This window comes from Nocardia sp. NPDC102475 (genome assembly GCF_055584605.1).
Genome location: NZ_JBVJLS010000013.1, coordinates 20,607 through 42,140 on the forward strand (window position 1 = coordinate 20,607; position 21,534 = coordinate 42,140).

Annotated in this window: 19 protein-coding genes and 2 tRNA genes; 12 read left to right on the forward strand and 9 right to left on the reverse strand. The window is 65.7% G+C overall.

Translation table 11 applies throughout. The features are described from left to right. Positions 1–55 precede the first annotated feature (55 nt). From ACZ60G_RS23290 to argS, 3 genes are all read right to left on the reverse strand, one after another. Positions 56–1,411 carry a homoserine dehydrogenase gene (locus ACZ60G_RS23290; RefSeq protein WP_465812192.1) on the reverse strand — a complete coding sequence of 452 codons (1,356 nt, stop codon included), beginning with the start codon at positions 1,409–1,411 and terminating at the stop codon, positions 56–58. Beyond that, positions 1,408–2,829: a diaminopimelate decarboxylase gene (gene lysA, locus ACZ60G_RS23295; protein ID WP_465812194.1), complete on the reverse strand. Its 1,422-nt coding sequence runs from the start codon at positions 2,827–2,829 to the stop codon at positions 1,408–1,410. The genes ACZ60G_RS23290 and lysA overlap by 4 nt, the downstream gene beginning before the upstream one ends. Before the next feature lie 79 nt (positions 2,830–2,908). Continuing rightward, positions 2,909–4,567 carry an arginine--tRNA ligase gene (argS, locus tag ACZ60G_RS23300; RefSeq protein WP_465812195.1) on the reverse strand — a complete coding sequence of 553 codons (1,659 nt, stop codon included), beginning with the start codon at positions 4,565–4,567 and terminating at the stop codon, positions 2,909–2,911. A gap of 112 nt (positions 4,568–4,679) precedes the next feature. Between argS and ACZ60G_RS23305 the strand changes: the two genes are divergently transcribed. The 3 genes from ACZ60G_RS23305 to ACZ60G_RS23315 all read left to right on the forward strand — a co-directional run bounded on the left by ACZ60G_RS23305 (position 4,680) and on the right by ACZ60G_RS23315 (position 6,512). Next, positions 4,680–5,588 carry a DUF3105 domain-containing protein gene (locus ACZ60G_RS23305; protein WP_465812197.1) on the forward strand — a complete coding sequence of 303 codons (909 nt, stop codon included), beginning with the start codon at positions 4,680–4,682 and terminating at the stop codon, positions 5,586–5,588. Then, entirely contained in the window at positions 5,589–6,314 is a 726-nt protein-coding gene (locus ACZ60G_RS23310; RefSeq protein WP_465812199.1) for a DUF305 domain-containing protein, read from the forward strand. A gap of 125 nt (positions 6,315–6,439) precedes the next feature. Continuing rightward, positions 6,440–6,512, forward strand: a tRNA-Arg gene (locus ACZ60G_RS23315). A 238-nt stretch (positions 6,513–6,750) separates the two neighbouring features. On the opposite strand, the gene ACZ60G_RS23320 is transcribed toward ACZ60G_RS23315, so the two are convergent. After that, positions 6,751–7,563, reverse strand: coding sequence for a helix-turn-helix domain-containing protein (locus ACZ60G_RS23320; protein WP_465812201.1), 813 nt, complete (start codon positions 7,561–7,563; stop codon positions 6,751–6,753). 102 nt (positions 7,564–7,665) lie between these two features. Here ACZ60G_RS23320 and ACZ60G_RS23325 point away from each other — a divergent pair, with 102 nt between their 5' ends. The 6 genes from ACZ60G_RS23325 (at position 7,666) to ACZ60G_RS23350 (ending at position 14,594) form a co-directional block, all read left to right on the forward strand. Further along, entirely contained in the window at positions 7,666–8,598 is a 933-nt protein-coding gene (locus tag ACZ60G_RS23325; RefSeq protein ID WP_465812202.1) for an alpha/beta fold hydrolase, read from the forward strand. Between the two features lie 179 nt (positions 8,599–8,777). Beyond that, positions 8,778–9,431, forward strand: coding sequence for an Rv0361 family membrane protein (locus tag ACZ60G_RS23330; protein WP_465812203.1), 654 nt, complete (start codon positions 8,778–8,780; stop codon positions 9,429–9,431). A gap of 14 nt (positions 9,432–9,445) precedes the next feature. Continuing rightward, positions 9,446–10,846 carry a metallophosphoesterase family protein gene (locus ACZ60G_RS23335; protein ID WP_465812205.1) on the forward strand — a complete coding sequence of 467 codons (1,401 nt, stop codon included), beginning with the start codon at positions 9,446–9,448 and terminating at the stop codon, positions 10,844–10,846. A 126-nt stretch (positions 10,847–10,972) separates the two neighbouring features. Further along, complete coding sequence (locus tag ACZ60G_RS23340; protein WP_465812207.1) at positions 10,973–11,992, forward strand: iron ABC transporter substrate-binding protein; 1,020 nt, start codon at positions 10,973–10,975, stop codon at positions 11,990–11,992. 2 nt (positions 11,993–11,994) lie between these two features. Next, positions 11,995–13,548 (forward strand): ABC transporter permease, encoded by a 1,554-nt coding sequence (locus ACZ60G_RS23345; protein ID WP_465812209.1) that lies wholly within the window; start codon positions 11,995–11,997, stop codon positions 13,546–13,548. Continuing rightward, positions 13,545–14,594, forward strand: a complete 1,050-nt coding sequence (locus ACZ60G_RS23350) for an ABC transporter ATP-binding protein (RefSeq protein WP_465812211.1) — start codon at positions 13,545–13,547, stop codon at positions 14,592–14,594. The genes ACZ60G_RS23345 and ACZ60G_RS23350 overlap by 4 nt, the downstream gene beginning before the upstream one ends. A 69-nt stretch (positions 14,595–14,663) precedes the next feature. On the opposite strand, the gene ACZ60G_RS23355 is transcribed toward ACZ60G_RS23350, so the two are convergent. Continuing rightward, a tRNA-Cys gene (locus ACZ60G_RS23355) sits at positions 14,664–14,738 on the reverse strand. Between the two features lie 158 nt (positions 14,739–14,896). Here ACZ60G_RS23355 and ACZ60G_RS23360 point away from each other — a divergent pair. The 3 genes from ACZ60G_RS23360 (at position 14,897) to ACZ60G_RS23370 (ending at position 17,567) form a co-directional block, all read left to right on the forward strand. Further along, the gene (locus ACZ60G_RS23360) at positions 14,897–15,445 is read left to right on the forward strand and encodes a MarR family winged helix-turn-helix transcriptional regulator (protein ID WP_433527635.1); all 549 of its coding nucleotides are present in this window, start codon (positions 14,897–14,899) and stop codon (positions 15,443–15,445) included. 128 nt (positions 15,446–15,573) lie between these two features. After that, a complete protein-coding gene (locus tag ACZ60G_RS23365; RefSeq protein ID WP_465812213.1) occupies positions 15,574–16,632 on the forward strand; it encodes an Hsp70 family protein in 1,059 nt (352 codons plus the stop codon). Positions 16,633–16,742: 110 nt separating this feature from the next. Further along, on the forward strand, positions 16,743–17,567 hold the full coding sequence (locus ACZ60G_RS23370) for a DUF6159 family protein (protein WP_465812215.1): 825 nt from the start codon (positions 16,743–16,745) through the stop codon (positions 17,565–17,567). Positions 17,568–17,627: 60 nt separating this feature from the next. On the opposite strand, the gene ACZ60G_RS23375 is transcribed toward ACZ60G_RS23370, so the two are convergent. From ACZ60G_RS23375 to ACZ60G_RS23390, 4 genes are read right to left on the reverse strand one after another with little or no spacing between them, the layout of a single operon-like run. Then, positions 17,628–18,404: an enoyl-CoA hydratase gene (locus ACZ60G_RS23375; RefSeq protein ID WP_465812217.1), complete on the reverse strand. Its 777-nt coding sequence runs from the start codon at positions 18,402–18,404 to the stop codon at positions 17,628–17,630. Further along, positions 18,401–19,300 (reverse strand): 3-hydroxyisobutyrate dehydrogenase, encoded by a 900-nt coding sequence (gene mmsB, locus ACZ60G_RS23380; protein WP_465812219.1) that lies wholly within the window; start codon positions 19,298–19,300, stop codon positions 18,401–18,403. Before mmsB ends, ACZ60G_RS23375 begins: the two co-directional genes overlap by 4 nt. Beyond that, the gene (locus tag ACZ60G_RS23385; RefSeq protein ID WP_465812220.1) at positions 19,297–20,376 is read right to left on the reverse strand and encodes an enoyl-CoA hydratase/isomerase family protein; all 1,080 of its coding nucleotides are present in this window, start codon (positions 20,374–20,376) and stop codon (positions 19,297–19,299) included. Before ACZ60G_RS23385 ends, mmsB begins: the two co-directional genes overlap by 4 nt. Further along, on the reverse strand, positions 20,373–21,512 hold the full coding sequence (locus tag ACZ60G_RS23390; protein WP_465812221.1) for an acyl-CoA dehydrogenase family protein: 1,140 nt from the start codon (positions 21,510–21,512) through the stop codon (positions 20,373–20,375). The genes ACZ60G_RS23385 and ACZ60G_RS23390 overlap by 4 nt, the downstream gene beginning before the upstream one ends. Between the last annotated feature and the right edge of the window lie 22 nt (positions 21,513–21,534).

Sequence of the window (21,534 nt, forward strand, 5' to 3'; positions counted from 1 at the left end):
ACGGCTGTGCTCACCCACCCTGCCGGCTCCGCCGTCTGCCGTCCCCTGGTCGTACTCATTCGTTGGTGCCTTCCAATCTCAGAACGCTGGTCACGGATGTGACGGATTCCATTTCCGCCAGGGCGGCGACGGTGTCCGCGAGCGCCGACTCCGAGGCGTGGTGGGTGACCACGACCAGGCGCGCACCCTCGCCGTGTCCTTCCTGACGGACCGTGGAGATGCTCACCTCATGGTTGGCGAATTCGCCCGCCACCTTGGCCAGCACCCCGGGGCGGTCCGCGACCTGCAGGTTCACGTGGTAACGCGTGGGCGTATCACCGATCGGCGCGATCGGTAGCTCAGCATAAACCGACTCGCCCGGAGCGCGGCCACCGAAGAACTTATTGCGCGCCGCCATCACCAGATCGCCGAGTACCGCCGACGCCGTCGGGGCACCGCCCGCGCCCTGGCCGTAGAACATCAGCCGACCGGCGTTCTCCGCCTCGACGACCACCGCGTTGAATGCGCCGGTGACCGCGGCCAAGGGGTGCTTGCGCGGTATGAGGGCCGGGTAGACGCGCACCGAGACGCGCTCCTTGCCACCCTCTTCCAGGCTCGGTTCGCCCGGACCCGCGCCGACCCGCTCGCAGATGGCGAGCAGTTTGACCGTGCAGTCCAGTGCGGAGGCCGTCTCCAGATCCTCGGCGGTGATCTTGGAAATGCCCTCGCGGTACACATCGGCCGCGGTCACGCGGGTGTGAAAGGCCAGCGAGGCCAGAATCGCGGCCTTGGCGGCGGCGTCGTAGCCCTCGACGTCGGCGGTCGGATCGGCCTCCGCATAGCCGAGGCGGGTCGCCTCTTCGAGGGTGATCGCGTAGTCCGCGCCGGTCTCGTCCATCGCGGAGAGGATGAAGTTGGTGGTGCCGTTGACGATGCCGACGACCTTGTTCACCCGGTCACCGGACAGCGACTGGATCAACGGGCGCACCACCGGAATCGCACCGGCGACGGCGGCCTCGAAATAAAGGTCGGCGCGGCTGCGCTCGGCGGCGGCGGCGAGTTCACCGGTGTAGTCGGCCAGCAGTGCCTTATTGGCGGTCACCACGGATTTGCCCGCATTGAGCGCGGCCAGGATGAGGCGGCGGGCTGGATCGATGCCGCCGATGACCTCGACCACCAGATCGACATCCTCGCGGGCGACCAGCGCGTCGGCGTCGGTGGTCAGTAATTCGGCCGGGATACCGCGGTCGGCGGCCAGGTTGCGCACGGCGACACCGCGCAGCACCACCGGCGCGCCGACGCGCGCACGCAGGTCATCGGCGTGGTCGCGCAGAATGCGCACCACCTCGGTGCCGACATTGCCCATCCCGAGGACCGCGACTCCGATCGGACGATCGGTCCCCCATACGCCGAACTTCGCAGCGTCCGTCATGATTCCACCTCCAGGCTGAGCAGATCCGCCACCGTTTCCCGGCGCAGAATGAGTCGCGGCACACCACCCCGCACCGCGACAACCGCCGGCCGAGTCAGCTGGTTGTACCGGCTGGACATCGAGTAGCAGTACGCGCCGGTCGCGGCGACAGCGACCAGATCGCCGGGGCCGACATCGGCGGGCATCCACGTATCGCGGATGACGATATCCCCACTCTCGCAATGCTTTCCGACGACCCGGGCGACCACGGGCGCGGCGTCGGAGGAGCGCGAAACCAGGCGGCAGTCGTAGTCGGCCTGATACAGCGCGGGGCGGATGTTGTCGCTCATGCCGCCGTCGACGCTGACATAACGCCTGCGCAGTCCGGCGTCGAGCGAGACGTCCTTGATGGTGCCGACCTCGTAGAGGGTGACGGTGCCCGGTCCGGCGATGGCGCGGCCGGGTTCGACGGCGATCTTCGGCTCGGGCAGTCCGGCGCGGCTCGCCTCGGTGGCGACCAGCTTGCGCAGGCTCGCGGCGAATTCGTCGAGCGGCGGCGGATCGTCATTGGGTAGGTACGAAATGCCAAGTCCGCCACCGAGATCCAATGTGGCGATCTGCGCGGTGCGCTCGATGCCGAACTTGTCGATGGCCTCGCGCAGCAGCCCGAGCATGCGGCGCGCGGCGATCTCGAAACCATCGAGTTCGAAGATCTGCGAACCGATGTGGCTGTGCAGACCGACGAGTCGGAGATTATCGGCCTCGAAGACGCGCGCGAGCGCCTCCATGGCATCGCCGCCCGCGATCGAGAAGCCGAACTTCTGATCCTCGTGTGCGGTCGAAATGTATTCGTGGGTATGGGCTTCCACGCCGACGGTGACGCGGACGAGCACATCTTGAACGACTCCGGCGCGGCCCGCGATGGCCTCCAGGCGCTCGATCTCGATCAGCGAGTCGACCACCACATGCCCGACGCCCGCCTCGACCGCGGACGCCAGCTCGGCGACCGATTTGTTGTTGCCGTGCAATGCGATTCGGTTCGCGGGGAAGCCCGCGTGCAGCGCGGTGGCCAGTTCGCCGCCGGAGCAGACATCGAGGGAAAGGCCCTCGTCGCAAATCCAGCGGGCGATCTCACCGCATAGGAATGCCTTGGAGGCGTAGTGAACTCGCGCGTCCGGGCCGAACGCGGCGACCATATCGCGGCAGCGGGAACGGAAGTCGTCCTCGTCGACCACGAACAGCGGGGTGCCGAACTGCTCGGCGAGTTCGTGCACCGGCACACCGGCCAGGTGCACGACACCCTCGGCATCGCGAGAAGCGTTGCGCGGCCATACATTCGCGGGCAGATCGATCATCTGTTTCGGATCGCTCGGACGCTCCGCGAGACTGGGTGCGTGTGGAATATCTGCATGCCGAGGACCTGCAGGATGGACGCTCACGACTCCACCTCGCTGACGCTCGGCTCCGCCGTGACCGTCCGAGACGCTGTGTCTATGGTTCGCTCGCTGCGCTCGCTCACTACATTCGCTCCGGTGCACTAACGCCGAGCAGCTCGAGGCCGTTGCTCAGCACCTGACGGGTGGCATTGGCCAGGGCCAGCCTGGCGGCATTGGTCGGCGTGACGGGTTCGTCGCCGAGGGGCAGTACGCGCAGGTTCTTATTGGTCTGGAACCGGTGGTAGGCACCGGCCAGTTCCTCCAGATACCGTGCGACGCGGTGCGGTTCGCGCAGGCTCGCGGCGCTGGCGACGGCACGCGGGTATTCACCGATGGTGCGGATGAGTTCACCCTCTTCATCGGCGGTGAGCAGACCGAAATCCGGTGTCACCGTGTCGTATTCGAATTCGGCGGCATTACGTGCGATGGACGCGGTCCTGGCGTGCGCGTATTGCACGTAGTAGACCGGGTTCTCGTTGCTCTGGCTGGTCCACAGGTTCAGGTCGATATCGATGCTCGAGTTCACCGAGCTGCGCACCAGCGAGTACCGGGAGGCGTCGACACCGATGGCCTCGACCAGATCGTCGAGGGTCACCACGGTGCCCGCACGCTTGGACATTCGCACGGCCACACCGTCTTTGACGAGATTCACCATCTGTCCGATGAGCACCTCGACGGTGGCCGGATCATCGCCGAAGGCGGCCGCGGCGGCCTTCAAACGGCCGATATAGCCGTGATGGTCCGCACCGAGCATGTAGATACACAGATCGAAGCCGCGCGAGCGTTTGTTCTGGAAGTAGGCGATATCACCGGCGATATAGGCGGCATTGCCATCGCTCTTGAGAACGACACGATCCTGATCGTCACCGTATTCGGAGCTGGCGATCCACCAGGCCCCGTCCTTTTCGTAGAGGTCGCCGGAATTCTTGAGCTTGGTAACTGCCTGTTCGACCGCACCGGATTCGAATAGCGAACTCTCGTTGAAGTACACGTCGAAATCGGTGCCGAATTCGTGCAGCGACTCCTTGATATGGGCGAACATCAACTCGACGCCCTCGGCACGGAAAAGTTCGAGCTGCTGGTTTTCCGGCAGAGTCGGCGCCTCGGGATGCGCGACCACGATCTTGGCGGCGATCTCGCCGATGTATTCGCCCGCGTAGCCGTTCTCCGGGGTCGGCGCGCCGGCAGCGGCGGCGACCAGGGATTTCGCGAAGCGGTCGATCTGCGCGCCGTGGTCGTTGAAGTAGTACTCGCGGGTCACGTCGGCACCCTGCGCGGCCAGAATGCGGCCGAGCGCATCACCGACGGAGGCCCAGCGGGTGCCGCCGAGATGCACCGGACCGGTCGGATTGGCCGACACGAATTCCAGATTGATCCGGAGGCCCCTCAGGGTGTCCGAGGTGCCGTAGGCCGCGCCCGCGGTCAATACCTGTTGCAGGATCGCGCCCTGTGCGGAAGCGGCGAGCCGGATGTTGAGGAAGCCGGGACCGGCGACCTCGGCGGTATCGATGGCGTCCGTGGTGGCCAGCGCCTCGGCCAGCCAGGTCGCCAACTCGCGCGGATTCGTTCCGGCCTTCTTACCTACCTGCATGGCCACATTCGTGGCATAGTCGCCATGTTCCGGATTACGGGGGCGCTCCACGTTGACCTCGTCGGGCAGGACCGCAGGGTCCAGTCCACGTTCGACAAGCACCTTCGCTGCGGTCGCGCGAAGGAGATCTGCAAGGTCAGCTGGAGTCACGAGTCTCTATCCTATGGTCTGGGCAGGTGTACGCCTCGAGTGGGCACCTCGGCGGAGCCCTCCGCAACCACCCAGCACCGTGGATCAATACGTGGAAAGAGCACAGCGAGCTATGCCGAGCAGCACGAGCGCCAAATCGGCCAAGGCCGTCCGGGCCGCAGGGAAGGTCGCACCGTCGCGGAAAAAAGGCGGCGGCAAGGTTCCGATGGGCAAGGGCCCATTGAAGAAGCGCCAGATCCCCTGGTTGGTCATCGGAGCCGCCGTGGTGATCATCGCATTGATCGGCGCGCTCGCGTTCAGCCTGGTGCCGAAGTATCGGGACAAGGCCGAACTCGAGAAATTCACGCCGAGTGCGCAGAAGAAGGATCCGTCGGATCAGATCGCCGGGGTGACCAAGAAGGACTACCCGGCGGGGCTACACGTCGCGGGTACCCAGCGCGTCGCGTACGACCAGACCCCGCCGTTCGGCGGTCCGCACGATCAGGTCTGGGCGAACTGCATGGGTGTCGTCTACAGCAAGCCGGTCCGGGTCGAGAACGCGGTGCATTCGCTCGAGCACGGTGCGGTGTGGATCGCCTACAACCCCGACAAGGTCGACGCGGCGGGCATCGACACGCTGAAGCAGAAGGTCGAAGGTAAGCCGTTCACGTTGATGTCCCCGTTCCCCGGACTTTCCTCGGCGATATCGCTGCAGTCCTGGGGTCACCAGCTGAAGCTGGACAGCGCCGACGACAAGCGGGTCAACCAATTCATCACCGCCTTGCGCGCGAACCAATACGCCTACCCCGAGGTGGGCGCGAGCTGCTCGAACCCCGCGTTCGACGCGAACAACCCGACGCCGTACGACCCGACGCCGCCCGGACCGGATGCGGTGCCGATGGACGGTAAGGGCCTGTCGCAGGATCAGACCGAACTCGGCGGCGCCTCGGGTGGTCTGCCCGGTATGCCGAGCATTCCGGGTGTGCCGAATATTCCCGGCGTGCCCAACGGAATTCCGACCCAACCGACGGAAGGTCAGTAGATGCCGGTGGATACCGAAATCGAGCCGGACGTGACGAGCGATTCCACGGGTTTGGCCGCGCAGGCGCGGCGGCAGCGCACTCCGCTGCTGGTGCTCGGTGCGATCGGGATCCTGCTGATCGGCTTCGCGGTCGGCGTGCTGGCCCGGCTGCCGCTGGACGGCACTAGCGAACCGGATCCCGGCACGGTCGATATCGGATTCAGCCAGGACATGTCGGCACACCACGCGCAGGCCGTCGAAATGGCCGGCATCGCGCTCATCGCGTCCACCGATAACGATGTGCGCAGGCTGGCCTACGACATTCTGACCACCCAGCAGGAACAGATCGGCCGGATGCAGGGCTGGCTGCAGATGTGGGGTGAACCGAACCAGAATGTGGACGGCTATATGGGCTGGATGACCGAACAGCCGGGCCATTCGCATTCCGGCGCTACCACCGACCACACAATGTCCGGCCCATCGGCTTCCATGCCGGGCATCGCGACCACCGCGGAGGTGACCGCGCTACGCCAGGCCACCGGTCCCACGCTGGACACGATGTTCCTGCAGCTGATGCTGCGCCACCATCAGGGCGGACTCTCGATGACCGAATACGCCGCCCAGCACGCCGAAACCACCTCGGTGCGCACACTCGCGGCCGCCATGGCGACCACCCAGCAGGGCGAAGCACAACTCATAACCACCATGCTGACCGCCCGCAACGCGAAACCACTACCGCAGAACTGATCCATCGCGTCGGGCCGGGAACCGAAACTCCCCGGCCCGACACACTTTTTGGCGGACGCCCGGCAATGCGATACGCTTGGCCCCGCCCGAACGGCCGCCCCACCGGCACCGTTCGAACCTATCCCGCCCTCGTAGCTCAGGGGATAGAGCGTCTGCCTCCGGAGCAGAAGGCCGCAGGTTCGAATCCTGCCGAGGGCACCGATGAAAAGGCTCTGACCAGTACATTCCGGTCAGAGCCTTTTTCATGCCGCCAAGTCAGCTCGCATCGACGACACAACTTCGGCCAAAGACTTCGCCGCATCCCGCAGGGCATCGTCTTGCGAATGGGCGTAGATCCTCGCTGTGACACTGGCATCGGCGTGCCCGAGCCATACCGCGATCACCGCCGGCGACACCTCGGGGAGTCTGGGCGGTAGTGCTCGAATGTCGTGCCGGATTACGTCACTGTGGTCGACGGCCAGGCTCGGTCGTCGATTGTGAGCCAGGGTTCGGTGGCTGCGGAGCTGGGGGGTGCGCCGGTGAATTCGCGGATGTCGCGGTGGAGATGGGATTGGTCGGCGTAGCCGGTGTCGGCTGCTACTCGGGAGGGGGAGTGTCCTTGGACGAGGCGGTGCACGGCGTGGTCGAAGCGGACCAGTTTTGCGGCGCGTTTGGGGGTCAGGCCGATTTGGGTGCCGAAGCGTGACCACAGTCGTTGGCGGCTCCAGCCCAGCTCGGCGGCGAGGTGCTCGACGCGGAATCGGCCGCGGCTGAGCTTGATTCGGCGCCATGCCCAGGCGACCTCCGGGTCGACACGGTGGTCGTGCCGGGACCGCGCGGACAGCACGGCGTCGACCAAGGCGAATCGGTCGGCCCAGTTCGGTGTCTCGTGCAGGCGCTCGCGCAGCCACGCTGCCTCGCGACCCCAGAGGTCGTCCAGGCCGATGATGGTTCCGCCCAGGTCGCTGGGCGGGAAGCCGAGGATGGCCTGGGCGACAACCGGTTCCAGGCGAATCTGGACGCATTCGACGGCGTCGACGCGGACCGGAAGCGCGGTGCCGGCGAGCCCGAGGGTCAGGCTGCCCGAATGGCTGCGGCCCGTCGAGTCGCGGACCTCGAAGCTGCACTCGCCGAACTCGACGATCACCGTGACCGCCGGATGCGGAATGACACGCACCTGCTCCGGGCCGTCCCCGTGAACATGAAATCCGGCCATGTCGACGCCGCGCAGGGCGGGTGGCCGCGCCGGTCGCGCGATGTCCCAAGGCACACGTCGATTGTATGAGCAGCCGCGAACGCTGACATTTCTTCAATACGTGACCCGCTGTCGTGTCCGAACGTGGTGGCGTCCCCACCCTTCGAAGGAGAAACCGTGGACGAAACCACTGCCGCCGCAAGACCGAATCGGTGGCGGCATATCGGGATGCTGATCGTCACCGGCCTGGTCGCCGTGCTCAGCGGCAACACGACCGGCGCAGCGAACGCTGAGACCGACGATTCGCACGAGCACATGGTGCATCTTCCGGGCGGAGACATCCACGTCGTCGCCGACGGAACACCCGGCGCTCGCGCGCTGGTGCTGCTGCACGGGCTGGGCGCCTCGACCGCCTACTGGGATCCGGTGCTGCCCGCCTTGCGGGACCAGTACGTCGTGCGCATCGACCTGCTCGGCCACGGCAAGTCCGATAAGCCCGACAGCGGCTACAGCACGTCCGAACAGGCGAGCCGAGTCGGGGCCGTGCTCGACCAGCTGGGCGTGCACCAGGCGATCGTCGTCGGGCATTCCTCCGGCGGCTACGTGGCCACCTCGCTGGCCGAACAGCGCCACGACCTGGTGTCGGCGATCATGCTGATCGACTCCGGACCCCGCCTGGACGCCGTCACCGACAACGGTCCGGTCGGCAACCTGCTGTTCGTTCCGGCGATCGGGCGGCCGCTGTGGCCGCTGCTCCCGGACGTCGTCCTCCGGCAAGCCATGAGCTCCGCGTTCACCCGGGACGTGCAGATCCCCGACCAGTTCGTCGCCGACCTGCGCGGCATGACCTACCGCAGTCTCACCGCGACCTCCACCGCGTCGGATGACTACCTGCGGGAACGGACCGAACCGGACCGGCTCACCGACCTCGGCGTGCCGGCCGTGGTGCTGTACGGCACTCAGGACAAGCGTTGGCAGCCGGACTCTTTCGAGGACTACCGCCGCGTCCCGGGCATTCGGATCGAGAGCCTCGACTGTGGCCACACGCCCATGGTCGAAGAGCCCGACAGCACCGGCGCACTTATCCGTGACTTCGCCGGTCAGCACTGAATTCCCGGCAGCCGACCGGTCTTTCGCGGGACTCAGTTCTCGTAGCGCCCGGTGATCGACGGATGGTGGCCCGGCCGGATACATGATCAGATCTGCGAAAACCGATACTGATCGGTGTCCGGTCGTGGTGGTCCGTGTTGCCGTAATCTCACACATGGGGTGAGCGGGAGGACGGGACGATGACATATCCGCCGGGTGGGCAACCGCCGTTCGGGGCGCCGCAGGGGCAGCCGCAGCAGCCGTATGGCTATCCGCAGCAGGGTGGGCCGGGGTATCCCCAGCAGGGTGGTTATCCACCGCAGGGTGGTCCGGGATATGGACCGCAGCAGGGGTATCCGCCGCCTGGCGGTTATCAGCAGCCGGGGTATCCGCCGCCGAAGAAGCGCAGGACCGGGCTGATCATCGGCCTGTTGGTGCTGGTGCTCGTCATCGCGGGTGCGGTCGCCGCGGGCGTGGTGCTGACTGTGCAGGGCAAGACGCCGCTGGCCTCGGACGAGAAGAAGATCCAGGTGGCCATCCACGACTTCTATGACACGCTCGAGTCGAACGGTTTCGCCGCCGCGGCGGGCAAGGCATGCGCGGCCGACCGTGCCGAGTTCGACACGCTGACCGATGAGCAGAAGAAGGAATTCGATACTGCCAAGATCGAGGTCAGCATCGACAAGATCGATGACATTGTCGTCACCGGCGACCGTGCGACGGCCCGGATCACCGGCAAACTCACGCTGACCGTTCCGGGTGAGACGCCCGATACCGATACGGGCACCACCGAACACCTGCGCAAGGAAGACGGGAAGTGGAAGATCTGCTCGGCGGAGTCGGGTAAGAACTGACGTAATCTCGTCGGATGAGCTGCTGCGGACCGTCGCGCCGGACCTTCCTCAGCGCCATCGGGCTGGCTGCGCTTGCGAGCCTCGCGGACCCGGGTTCGGTTCGGGCCCAACCGAATCCGCTCTTCGCGACCGATCTGGAGGTCGTCACGGTCACCGATCGATCGGTGATTCTCACCTGGACGACGGTGGCCCCGGATCCGAGCGGCCGACTGCTGCCGGTCGACACGGACGCCGACGTGCGCCTCGGTCCGGCCGATTCATCGCTGACCACCGTCTATGCCGAGGACGAGCCCACCCCGTTCCACTATGCGGAGATCGACGGTCTGGAACCAGGCCGCCCCTACCGGTTCGAGGCATGGTCGAAAGGCGTCCGCGCTGTCCCCGCGCTCTCGCTGACCACTCGCATCCCCGGAAGTCCGGAATCCACCGGCGAATTCACCACCTTGACACCGCCGCCCGGCCGTCCGCTGCGCACCGTCGCACTCGCCAATGACGTTCACTACGGCGAGCAGGTCAGCGGCCTCGTCGTCGACAACCTGCCGCCGGGTTTCCGGCAGGAGCCCGGCCTGCCGCCCTATCCGGAGGTAATGCTCGCGGCCATGCTCGATGACCTGCGCCGCCCCGACCGCGCCGCCGACGTCCTGCTCATCGCGGGCGATCTCACCGCCGAGGCGAAGCCGGAGCAATCGCGTTCGGTTCGCGGGCACCTGGACTCCTGGGGCGCGCAGGGCCGCGACTACCTCGCCGTGCGCGGCAATCACGACCGTCCGCACATGGGCTCGGAATATCACGGCTGCATACCCGCACCTGCGGATCATTACGATTGCTGGGCAGAGCAATTCAATCCGCGCCAGCAACTGATCGAGCACGAGTTGGGCGGCCTGCGGCTGCTCGGACTGGACACCAGCGAACTCGACGGTTCCGGCGGCAGCATCGAACGCCCGCAATTCGACCGGCTCGGCGAACTGCTTCGCGAGGATCCGGACCGCCCGACACTGGTCTTCGGACACCACCCGGTGACCATCGAATCCGGTCTGACCAATACCGTCGGACCGGGTTTCGTCCTCAACCGCCCGGACAGCATCGAACTCCAGACGCTCTACGAACGCGCACCCGGCGTATTCCTGCAGCACAGTGGCCATACCCACCGAAACCGTCGCACCCGCCCCGACATCGGTGCCGCGGTGGAATTCCTGGAAGTCGCCGCGGTCAAGGAGTATCCGGGCGGCTACAGCCTGCTGCGCCTGTACGAGGGCGGGTACATGATCAACTTCTACAAGACCCGCACCGCGGCCGCCCGCCGCTGGAGTGCGACCACCCGTGGCGAATACTTCGGCCTGCTGCCGGATTACACGCTCGGCACCTTCGCCGACCGCAATCACGTTGTGCTGCGGGACTTCTCGGGTCTGTCCTGACCGGTAGACAAACGCACATCCGCCGCAGCCGTACCGATACCATCGCCGCAGTTCCGACGCGGTATCTTGCTTAGGTAAGCCTCATCATATGAAGTGGAACCTTGCACGCGTCGGAAGGACTCGAACATGTCGATCAGATGGAAAGCGATTTCCGCAGCGCTGGCCGTCGCTGTCGCGGCGCTCGGCGTGACGGCGTGTTCGAATTCCTCGGACGACAAGAACGAGATCACCGTCTACAACGCCCAGCACGAATCGCTGACCAAGGAATGGGTGGACGCGTTCACCAAGGAGACCGGCATCAAGGTCACGCTGCGTCAGGGCGGTGACACCGCGCTGGGCAACCAGTTGGTCGCCGAGGGCGCGGCGTCCCCCGCCGATGTCTTCCTCACCGAGAACTCCCCCGCCATGGCGCTGGTGGAGAACGCCGGGCTGTTCGCCGATGTCGACAAGAAGACCCTGGACCAGGTGCCCGCGCAGTTCCGCCCGTCCACCGGGAAGTGGACCGGAATCGCCGCCCGATCAACGGTTTTCGTCTACAACAAGGACAAGATCGCGGCCGATCAACTGCCCGCATCGCTGCTCGATCTGGCGCAGCCGCAGTGGAAGGGCCGCTGGGGCGCGGGCGTTTCCGGCGCCGACTTCCAGGCCATCGTGGCGGGCCTGCTCGCACTGAAGGGCGAGGATGCCACCAAGGCGTGGCTCAAAGGCATGAAGGACAACGCCACCGCATTCCCGAACAATGTCGCCACCATGAAGGCGGTCGACTCCGGACAGCCCGACGGCGGCGTGATCTACCACTACTACTGGTACCGCGATCAGGCCAACACCAAGGAGAGCAGCAGCCACACCGGGCTGCACTACTTCAAGAACCAGGATCCGGGCGCCTTCGTCTCGGTTTCCGGTGGCGGCGTGCTGAAGTCGAGCAAGAAGCAGGAGTCGGCGCAGAAGTTCCTGGAGTTCATCACCGCCAAGGCCGGGCAGGAGATCCTGCGCGACGGCACCTCGTTGGAGTATCCGGTCGCCAGTGATGTCGCGGCCAATCCGGCGCTGCCGCCGCTGGCCTCGCTGCAGGCACCCGCCGTCGATCCGAGCAAGCTCGATGCCAAGAAGGTGACGTCGTTGATGACCGAGGCGGGTCTGCTCTAGTCATGGCCGTCCGGACAGCTGTCGCCGCATCCCGGGTCGGAAGACCCGGGCCACTCGTCACGACCGTCGCGCTGCTATTGGTGGCGGCGACGTTCGTGCCGCTCGGCTACATCGTGTCCACCGTCTTCTCCACCGGCCTGCACGAGGCGGCGGAATTGGTTTTCCGCCCGAGGGTCGGTGATCTGCTGCGCAATACGGTCGGGCTGGTGATCGTCACCGTCCCGATCTGTGTGGTGCTGGGGGTCGGCCTGGCCTGGGTGGTGGAGCGGACGAATGTGCCGGGCGCGGCGTGGTGGGGGCCGGTATTCGCGGCACCGCTCGCCGTGCCCGCGTTCGTGAACAGCTACGGCTGGGTCAGTGTTTTCCCGACCATGCATGGGCTGTGGGCGGGCGTGGTGATCTCCACCATGTCGTATTTCCCGCTGGTGTATCTGCCCGCGGCAGCCACACTGCGCCGCCTGGATCCGGCGGTGGAGGAATCGGCGCGTGCGCTGGGTTCCGGTCCGGTCGCGGTCTTCACCCGAATCGTTTTGCCGCAGTTGCGATTGGCGATTCTCGGCGGCGGACTGCTCATCTCACTGCATCTGCTCGCCGAATACGGGGCATTCGTGATGATCCGGTTCGACACCTTCACGACCGCGATCTTCGAGCAGTATCAATCCAGTTTCGCCGGTCCGGCAGGCAGCATGCTGGCCGGTGTGCTGGTGCTGTGCTGCCTGGTGTTGCTCGCGGCCGAGGCGGGGGCGCGCGGTAAGGCGCGTTACGCCAGGATCGGCAGCGGTGCGCCTCGGGCTGCTGCGCGGATTGCGTTGGGGCCCAGCACGATTCCAGTTCTGATCGCCTTGGCCGCAGTGGTCGTCGGCTCGATCGGCGTGCCGCTGTGGACCATCGTGCGCTGGCTGCGGATCGGCGGTGCGCAGGTCTGGGATTACACCGAGATCGGCACGGCGCTCGGACAGACCGTCGCCCTTGCGGCGATGGCCGCACTGCTCACCACGCTGTGCGCGTTCCCGGTGGCCTGGATCGCGGTGCGCTCGACATCGGCCTTCGCCCGAATGGTGGAGGGTGCCAATTACATTACGAGTTCGCTGCCGGGCATTGTGATCGCGCTGGCCATGGTGACGGTCACCATTCGGTGGGCGCCGCCGCTCTATCAGACGGTGACCATGGTCGTTGCCGCCTATGTGCTGATGTTTCTGCCGCGGGCGCTGGTCAGCGTGCGGGCCGGGCTGGCGCAGGTGCCGGTCGGGCTGGAGGAAGTGTCGCGCTCGCTCGGTCAATCGGGGCCGGTCACCTTCCTGCGCGTCACGCTGCGGCTGACCGCACCCGCCGCGGCCTCCGCCGGTGCGCTGGTATTCGTTGCGGTCGCGACCGAATTGACCGCGACATTGCTGTTGGCGCCCAGTGGAACTCGCACACTGGCGATGCGATTCTGGTCGCTCTCGGGCGAATTGGACTATGCCGCGGCCGCGCCCTATGCACTCATCATGATCGTCGCGGCCGTGCCGGTGACGTATCTGCTGTTCACCCAATCCAGGAAGGCGGCCGGGTTATGAGTCGGCTTGTCGTGGCGGACGTTTCGAAGACATTCGGCCACCACCGCGTACTCGGCGGGATCGATCTCGAAGTGCCGAACGGCAGTTCGACCGCGGTGGTCGGGTCATCGGGGTGCGGAAAAACCACGCTCTTGCGGGTGATCGCCGGATTCGAGGCGCCGGATACGGGTTCGGTCGCGATCGGCACGGAAACCGTGACCCGCAACCGGTTTTCGGTCCCGCCGCAGCGGCGCAATGTCGGTTACGTCGCGCAGGACGGTGCGCTGTTCCCGCATCTGACCGTCGGCCAGAACATCGCCTACGGACTGCACAACGGATTCTGCGGGCTGCGCCGCGGCCGGAATCGGGTGAACGAGCTGCTGGAGATGGTCTCGCTCGATCCGTCCTACGCCGACCGTCGCCCCCATCAGCTCTCCGGCGGCCAGCAGCAGCGCGTCGCGCTCGCGCGTGCTCTCGCCCGCAAACCCGATGTGATGCTGCTCGACGAGCCGTTCAGCGCACTCGATGCCGGGCTGCGAGCCACCACCAGGCAAGCCGTTGCCGAGACGCTGCGCGCGGCGGGCATGACCAGCATCCTGGTCACCCACGACCAGGAGGAAGCGCTCTGCTTCGCCGAACAGGTCGCGGTCATGCGCGAGGGGGTATTCACCCAGGTCGGCGCGCCGGAAGAGGTCTACGCCGCGCCCACCGATCTGTTCACCGCCAAATTCCTCGGTGATTGTGTACTGCTCGATGCGGTGGTCGACGGCGATGTGGCCAAATGCGCTCTCGGCCGGGTTCCGGTGCAGAAGTCCGCGCCGACGGGGTCGACGACCATCATGATCCGCCCGGAACAGCTTGTGGCGCAGGTGGTTTCGGATAGCGAAGCGAGTAGCGGGACCGTGCACGAGGTGGAGTTCCGCGGGGCGGATGTGATGCTGACCATCGCGCTGGACGGTGATGTCGATCCGGTGCGGGTACGCCGGGCCAGCGTTGCGGCGCCGACCGCGGGGGAGCGCGTCCGTCTGGAGGTGCTCGGGACCGCCGTGGCCTTCGAAGCGGCCTGAACCACGGACACCCGGCCCGGCGGTGGCGTATCACCGGGCCGGGCACCCATGGCGGCGCACCCTCACCTTTGGAGCGAGCGGCGGGAATTGAACCCGCGTAAACGGCTTTGCAGACCGTTGCCTCAACCACTCAGCCACGCCCGCCTCGCAATGAATATTGCCGTCGCCGCATCGGAATGCCCACGTTTGCACTCAGCGTGATCCGAACCGACGACGCTCGAATCTCCGGAATGCGACTTCTGCGGCGCTCACCGATCGGGAGAAGATCCGGAGCGGCGGCGGAACGTGGAATGATCAAGACCATGTCGCGGCCACGCCCACTTCCGATTGATCCGATCGAGGAGGCCCATCGTCAATGGGTCGGCCACGGCTGGGGCGATTTCGCCGACGGAATGGCGACGGTGACCTCACTGGTTCGCGCCCAGCAAATCGTGATGGCTCGAGTGGACGAGGCCCTGAAACCGACCGGTCTGACATTCTCTCGATATGAACTCCTCATGCTGCTTGCTTTCAGCAAGACGGGTGCGCTACCCATGGCGAAGGCCAGTGCGCGACTGCAGGTGCACCCGACCAGCGTGACGAATACCGTCGATCGACTCGAGGCCGCGAAGCTCGTCGAGCGAGTGCCGCACCCCAGCGATCGACGTGCCACCCTGATCGAAATCACCTCTGCCGGAAGGGAATTGGTCGCCGATGCGACCGAGGAACTCAACGCGAAAGTCTTCGCGATTCCCGGCCTTCCGCCGGATCGGCTGCACACGCTGCTGCAGTTGCTCGCGGAATTCCGCCATGCCGCAGGGGACTTCGACACCGGTGATGAACCGGCCCGATGGTCGGCGCACGAGCAGTAACCAAACAGCCGAACCGGTCGGTCTTTACGCTGCGCGGACGACCGCGCGGTAACGGTCTGGCATCCAACTAGCGAATTTCCCGCCCCGTCTTCTTGGCAGCGGAGGCGAAAGGGTCCACCATGGAATCCATGGTGCTGGTCTTGGGGGTATCGGCGGGCGCTGGTGGTGCCCGCGCGATGCTGACGCATTCCGATCAGCCGCATCTCCCCCCGATCGATCGATGCCAGGTGCCGCGTCGGGCGGGTGGTGGGGTCGAGGAACCGGTCTTCGAGGCGATCCGCCAGATGCGCGCGGCCGCCGACCGGCGCGACGAGCTCATCACCGGAACCGCCGTGACCTGCCGCTGCCCGCTGCACGCCGACGCCATCCGCACCACCGCGGGCCGAACCCGGCTCACCATCGTCGACGAACCGCTGGCCCAGCTGCGCTACCTGCGCTTCACCGGCTGCCTGCCCACCACCGGCTCGGTCATCCTCTACGACCTCGGCAGTTCCGGCCTGACCATCACCCACGCCGACTGCCGCACCGACACCATCCTGTCCAGCAAACGCAGCACCGTACTCGGCGGCGACGGCTACGACGCACTGCTGCGCTGGCAATTGGCCCGCGGCGGTGTACTCACCGACAAACTCACCAGCCGCAGGCATCGCGAAGAACTCAGCAGCGCTCGGGTAATCACCGCCATGGACAACAGTTCCGGCGGACGCGCCGTGGTCACCCGCAGCGACCTCGCCGAACTGTGCGCCGCGGGCATCCACCACTCCGCATCATTCGTCCGCCAACTGATCGAGGAAACCGGCGTCCAACCGGAAGCGATGATCTTGCTGGGCGGCTGCACTCGCAACCCCGATATCCGCGAAGAATTGTCCGAAATGATCGAACTCCCGGTCATCTACGACGAGGAGCCCGAATACGTTTCAGCCCGCGGAGCAGTTTTGCTTGCCGCGGAACGTCCCAACGGCGATGTGCGCATGGCGCGCTTACGCAGTGGTGCGCTGACCGGTTCACTGGTACCGATCACCACCGGCCGCCGCAAACTCATTGCCGCCGTTGCGGTTACGATCGCCCTGGGTGCGACCATCGCCGGACTGCTCGCCATCGACCACAGCTCCGCCCAGCCACCCGGTGGCGTCGACGCGCCGACCCCCGTCGAAGTCGCGGAAATCCCGGCGACGTCCTTCAACTGAACGTGACCCGGTATACGAAGACCGGCGGTGCCTTTAAGGAGTTGGCAAGGGGTTCTTAGGGGGCTTGACCGATTGTGGACGCAATCGATCGGATGGTCCTGGAGGTAGGAATGGCGTTCGCAACGTCGTGGCAGATGTTCAAGACGTCGGCTGCGGTACTGAAGTCGCGTAAAGAATTGGCGGTTTTTCCGGTGTTCTCGGCGGTCGCGAGTGTCCTGGTGGCCGCGACGTTCATTGTGCCGATCATTGCCAATGATGTCTGGCACAAGTCATCGACGATGACCTACGTACTGTTCGGGCTGATGTATTTGGTCTCTGCGTTCGTCACGATTTTCTTCAATGCGGCATTGATCTCGCAGGCGAACGTTGCGTTGCAGGGTGGGGACCCCGATGTGGCCGAGGGGCTGCGGGCGGCGGGGGCGCGATGGCCGCAGATTCTGGTGTGGGCGGCGATTTCGGCCACGGTGTCGCAGGCGTTGCGGTGGCTACAGGATCGGGTGCCGTTTCTCGGGATGATCTTGGCCGCTATCGCTGGGACGGCATGGCAGGTGGTGACGTTCTTGGTGCTGCCGAAGATCGTGCTCGAGGATCGTAATGTGGTTGCGGCGGTGAAGGATTCGTCGGCGGCTTTGAAGCGGACGTGGGGAGAGAATCTGGCAGGCAATGCCGGGCTCGGATTGTTCGGCTTGCTGCTCGCCCTGCCGGGCATTCTGGTGATGTTCGTCGGATTCCTGATGCTCGGCACGGGTGCGGTAGCCGGGCTGGCAGTGATCGCGCTCGGCATCGCATGGCTCATGGCGACCGGGGTTATCGTGTCCGCGCTGTCGGGCATCTACCAGACGGCTCTGTACCGGTACAGCGTTGATGGCAGCGCGCCGATCGCGTTCGCCACGGCGGATCTGTCGCAATCGTTCCGGCGACGTGGCCGCCGCTGATCGAATACACCTGTGCCCGGCCGAGGTTCACTCGGCCGGGCACAGTGCTGTGCGTCAGCGCTAGCTGTTGGTGAACTTCGCCGGACGCTTCTCGACGAAGGCGCTCATGCCTTCCTTCTGATCGTCGATTGCGAAGAGCGAGTGGAAGACTCGGCGTTCGAAGCGCAGGCCCTCGGCGAGGGTGGTTTCGAAGGAGCGGTCCACGGCCTCCTTGGCGATCATGGTGACCGGCAGCGACATCGAGGCGATGGTTTCGGCGACCTCGAGTGCGGTGTCGAGCAGTTCGGCGGCGGGCACGATGCGGGATACGAGGCCGGCGCGCTCGGCCTCCTCGGCATCCATATTGCGGCCGGTGAGCACCAGATCCATCGCCTTGGCCTTGCCGATGGCACGGGTCAGGCGCTGTGAGCCGCCGATGCCCGGGATGACGCCGAGCTTGATTTCGGGCTGACCGAATTTCGCATTGTCGGCGGCGAGCAGGATGTCGCAGATCATGGCCAGCTCACAGCCACCGCCGAGGGCGTAGCCTGCGACGGCGGCGATGGTGGGCTTGCGGAACTGCGCCAGCCGGTCCCAGCGGGCGAAGTAATCGTTCATGAACATGTCCATGTACGACTTGGGCTGCATCTCCTTGATATCGGCACCGGCCGCGAAGGCCCGCTCCGAACCGGTGATGACGATGGCGCCGATCGCGTCATCGTGCTCGAGCTCGTCGAGCGCGGCGATGACATCGTCGAGGACCTGCGCGTTCAGCGCGTTCAGCGCCTTCGGGCGGTTCAGCGTGATCCAGCCGACCCGGCCCTTGCGCTCCAGCAGAATCGTCTCGAAGTCGGTCACTTGACACCCTCTTCATCGGAACGGTCACGGATATCGGTGACGATAGCGGAGAAGTCCTTACCGCCCTGCGACTGGTTGAACCGGGTGTAGATCTCGGCGGCGAGCATGCCGAGTTGCCCGTCGACGTCGTTATCGCGCAGGGCGTTCGCGGCCAGACCCAGGTCCTTGGTCATCAATGCGGTGGCGAAACCGGGCTGGTAATCGTTGTTCGCGGGGCTGGTCGGGACCGGCCCCGGAACCGGACAGTAGCTGGTCAGCGCCCAACTCTGGCCGGATGCGGTCGAGACCACATCGAAGAACGACTGGTGACTCAGGCCCAGCTTCTCGCCGAGCACCAGTGCCTCGGACAGGCCGATCATCGAGATGCCGAGCAGCATGTTGTTGCAGATCTTCGCGGCCTGGCCGACGCCGGAGCCACCGCAGTGCACGACCTTGCCGCCCATTACCTGGAGCACGTCGAGCGCATCGGCGAAGTCGGCCTCGGCGCCGCCGACCATGAAGGTCAGCGTGCCCGCCGCGGCACCCGCGACACCACCGGAGACCGGGGCGTCCAGTGCACGATGACCCGCGTCGACGGCGTGGGCGGCGGCCGCTTTGGCGTCGGCGACATCGATGGTGGAGCAGTCGATGAACAGGGTGCCCGGATCCGCGGCGGAGAGCAGATCGGCGTAGACGTCGAGGACGAGCTTGCCATTGGGCAGCATGGTGATCACGACATCGCGGCCCGCGGCGGCCGCAGTGGCCGAATCCACCACGGTGGCACCGTCTTTGCGTGCTTGCTCTTGTGCGGCGGGAACCGGATCGAAGGCGAGCACGTCATACCCGGCCTGCACCAGATTCGCGGCCATCGGCCCGCCCATATGGCCGAGGCCGAGGAAACCGATCTTCTTCGTCACTTGTTTGCCTCCAAACCCAGTTCCTTATCGCCCAATTCGACGAAGTACGCGTCGACCTGTTCGGCGGTGACATCAGCGAGCGTCGCGGGTGACCACTGCGGGTTGCGGTCCTTGTCGATCACCTGCGCGCGGATGCCTTCGACCAGATCGTGCGAGGCCAGCGCGGCGATGGAGACCCGGTACTCCTCGTTCAGCACCGCCTCGAGGCTTTTCGCGGCACGGGCCGCGCGCAGCGAACGCAATGTCACCTTCAGTGCCACCGGCGACTTGGCGAGCAGTTCGCTCGCCGCTTCGGCGGCCTCCGGCGAACCGTGCGTCCGCAGCCGATCGACGATCTCCTCGACGGAATCGGCGCTGTAGCAGGCATCGATCCAGTGCTGCTGGGCGACCAGCTCGGATTCCGGTGCATCCGTGGCGAATTTGGCAATCGCGATCTCGGCGGACTCGGTTCGCAGCGTTTCCAGCAGTGCCGGAATATGTTCCGAGGCCACGTAGTGATCGGCGAAACCCGCGGCAATGGCGTCACCGGCGCTCATCCGCGCGGTCGTCAGTGCGACGTGCGTGCCGATTTCGCCCGGCGTGCGGGCGAGCAGGTAGGTGCCACCGACATCCGGAATGAAGCCGATGCCGACCTCCGGCATGCCGATCTTGGAGCGCTCGGTGACGATCCGGTGGCTACCGTGGCCGGAAAGACCGACGCCGCCGCCCATCACGATGCCGTCCATGACCACCACATACGGCTTCGGATAGCGGCCGATCATGGCGTTGAGGATGTACTCGTCGCGCCAAAACACACCGGTGGCCGTATCCGCATCGGCGGCACCGACCGGGGAGCCACCGTGCAATGCGGACGCGTCACGGTGGATGGCGACGATATCGCCGCCCGCGCAGAGCCCGCGCTCCCCCGCGCCGGTGACGACGACGGTGCGCACCTCGTCGTCATCCGCCCACACCTGAAGTGCGGCGAAAATGGCAAGGGCCATCGGATGATTCAGCGCATTGATGGCTTTGGGCCGGTTCAGCGTGATCAGACCGAGTCCGTCGCGCTTATCGATGAGAACTTCGGATTCCGTCATGCTGCTCCTACCACCGAGCGGGCGACGACCACCCGCATGATTTCGTTGGTGCCCTCCAGGATCTGGTGCACCCGCAGATCGCGGACGATCTTTTCCACGCCGTATTCGGCCAGGTATCCGTAACCGCCGTGCATCTGCAGCGCCTTATTCGCGACTTCGAATCCGGCGTCGGTCGTGAATCGCTTTGCCATGGCGCACAATTCGACCTTGTCGTCGGCATCCGCATCCAGTGCGGCTGCGGCTCGCCACAGCAGGGTCCGCGCCGCCTCCAGCGAGGTACGCATATCCGCGAGCTGGAATTGCAATGCCGGGTTGTCCAGCAGTCGGCTGTTGAATGCCTTGCGCTGGGCCAGGTACGTCACGGATTTCTCGAGCGCCGCCTGGCCGCCGCCCAACGAGCAGGCGGCGATATTGAGTCGACCGCCGTTGAGCCCGTTCATGGCAATGCGGAAGCCATTGCCCTCGACGCCGAGCATATTGGCAGCGGGCACCCTGGCGTTGTCCAGAATCACCTGACGAGTGGGCTGAGCATTCCAACCCATCTTCTTCTCGTTGGCGCCGAAGGAAATTCCGGGGGTATCGGCCGCAACGATGAATGCCGAAATCCCGCGCGCACCCGCATCGCCGGTGCGCGCCATGATGACGTAGACATCCGTGCTGCCCGCGCCGGAGATGAATTGCTTTACCCCGGTGAGCAAGTAGTCGTCACCGTCGCGAACGGCCTTGGTGCTCAAGGCCGCCGCATCCGATCCCACGCCAGGCTCGGTGAGCGCGTAGCTGCCGAGCCATTCCATCGAGGTCAGCCGGGGCAGCCAATGGTTGCGCTGCTCGGCATTGCCGTAGTTGTCGATCATCCACCCAACCATGTTGTGGATGGAGATATACGCCGCGATGGCGGGGCAGCCGGTGGCCAGTTGTTCGAAGATGCGCACCGCATCGAGCCTGCGCAGTCCGGAGCCGCCGACATCCTCGCCGATATAGATGCCACCCATGCCGAGCGAACCCGCCTTGCGCAGCACATCCACTGGAAAGTGCTTCTGCTCATCCCATTCCAGGGCGTTCGGGGCGAGGTATTCGTCGGCGAAGTCGCGCGCCATTTCGGTAATGGCGCGCTCGTCGTCATTCAGTGCGAACACGATCGTCGACCTCCCGTCCGTG

Bases quoted from the DNA above. Each gene is read 5' to 3' on its own strand.
- ACZ60G_RS23350 (WP_465812211.1), top strand. From the start codon at position 13,545: ATGAGTCGGCTTGTCGTGGCGGACGTTTCGAAGACATTCGGCCACCAC.
- ACZ60G_RS23345 (WP_465812209.1), top strand. From the start codon at position 11,995: ATGGCCGTCCGGACAGCTGTCGCCGCATCCCGGGTCGGAAGACCCGGG.
- ACZ60G_RS23310 (WP_465812199.1), top strand. From the start codon at position 5,589: ATGCCGGTGGATACCGAAATCGAGCCGGACGTGACGAGCGATTCCACG.
- ACZ60G_RS23330 (WP_465812203.1), top strand. From the start codon at position 8,778: ATGACATATCCGCCGGGTGGGCAACCGCCGTTCGGGGCGCCGCAGGGG.
- ACZ60G_RS23290 (WP_465812192.1), bottom strand. From the start codon at position 1,411: ATGACGGACGCTGCGAAGTTCGGCGTATGGGGGACCGATCGTCCGATC.
- ACZ60G_RS23385 (WP_465812220.1), bottom strand. From the start codon at position 20,376: ATGACGGAATCCGAAGTTCTCATCGATAAGCGCGACGGACTCGGTCTG.
- ACZ60G_RS23340 (WP_465812207.1), top strand. From the start codon at position 10,973: ATGTCGATCAGATGGAAAGCGATTTCCGCAGCGCTGGCCGTCGCTGTC.
- ACZ60G_RS23360 (WP_433527635.1), top strand. From the start codon at position 14,897: ATGTCGCGGCCACGCCCACTTCCGATTGATCCGATCGAGGAGGCCCAT.
- ACZ60G_RS23305 (WP_465812197.1), top strand. From the start codon at position 4,680: ATGCCGAGCAGCACGAGCGCCAAATCGGCCAAGGCCGTCCGGGCCGCA.
- ACZ60G_RS23370 (WP_465812215.1), top strand. From the start codon at position 16,743: ATGGCGTTCGCAACGTCGTGGCAGATGTTCAAGACGTCGGCTGCGGTA.
- ACZ60G_RS23365 (WP_465812213.1), top strand. From the start codon at position 15,574: ATGGTGCTGGTCTTGGGGGTATCGGCGGGCGCTGGTGGTGCCCGCGCG.
- ACZ60G_RS23335 (WP_465812205.1), top strand. From the start codon at position 9,446: ATGAGCTGCTGCGGACCGTCGCGCCGGACCTTCCTCAGCGCCATCGGG.